General features: G+C 34.7%; 2 protein-coding genes. Both read right to left on the bottom strand.

The annotated features are described in order from the left end of the window. Positions 1-31: 31 nt before the first annotated feature. A complete protein-coding gene (locus ACQV2Q_RS08850; protein ID WP_428882509.1) occupies positions 32-145 on the bottom strand; it encodes an IS3 family transposase in 114 nt (37 codons plus the stop codon). 17 nt (positions 146-162) lie between these two features. Then, positions 163-552 carry an IS3 family transposase gene (locus ACQV2Q_RS08845; protein ID WP_428882507.1) on the bottom strand — a complete coding sequence of 130 codons (390 nt, stop codon included), beginning with the start codon at positions 550-552 and terminating at the stop codon, positions 163-165. Positions 553-940: the final 388 nt, after the last annotated feature.

Genomic DNA, 940 nt, shown 5'->3' with positions numbered 1-940 from the left:
TGATGTGAACCTCAAAAGTTGGAGTTTGTATTTAAACGGTTAATTGAATGGTATAGATTCGGTATTCAAACAAAGACATACCGCTCAATTTTTGTTTTATTCTTCTATGATTATAGTGGTGAATATATTGATTAATCTTATTCATCAGTTTCTTATAACTTGTCAGAGGTTCTCCATAATAGGCCTTAAATACAGTTTCTGCTCATCGGCTGTCTTGAACGCTGTCACATCAGCGATTAATTTTTGAAGAGGATATTTTGCACTAAAGCGACGATTGAGGGGGTTGGGAGCAATTGTTCCTTTGTAAGAGCTATAGCGACGTGACTTTCGCCAGAATTTTGTAAGTTTTAAGCCGAGCTTATTCATGATTCGTAAAGCTTTTTTAGGGTTAATTTTTTGATGGTGTGTTTTGTATAATTCAGCCGTAATTCGTCGATAACTATAGGTTTCATAGAGTTCGTGAAATATTTGTTGAGTCTTTTCTTCTAATTCTGAATCATCAGCAACTTTATTCTTTTGACGAAGTCCGTTTTTATTAAGTTTCTTTACCACTTTGGGCGGCCTTTCTATCGGTCTATTCAGAGCTTTAGAACCCCCTTCAAGATAAACGCCTTTGCAATTAGCTAGCATTGATGGATTCGTAAGGTTAAAGGCGATTGCCGTTTCTTTATAGGAAGCAGCTATTCTTTGCTTAAAGTGTAAAACATTCAGCTTAAAAATCTAAAGAATAATCTGCTTTTCCTTGAATTGCTTTTAACCCATTTGCCCCCTATCTTTTATAATTGTTGACCCAATTCTTGACTAAAGAAGGTGAAGGAATCCCCTATTTTTTGTTAAAGCCTTGTAACCTAATTATCCTTCAAAATACCCTTCAATCACTTTCATTTTCAATTCAGAAGCCTATTTTTAGACATAAAAGTACCCCCAAAAGTTAGTTTTT

Source organism: Facklamia sp. P12950 (assembly GCF_050409465.1).
Lineage (GTDB): Bacteria > Bacillota > Bacilli > Lactobacillales > Aerococcaceae > Facklamia.
The sequence above is the reverse complement of the archived record's forward strand: the minus strand, read 5'-3'. Positions and strand labels throughout refer to the sequence as shown.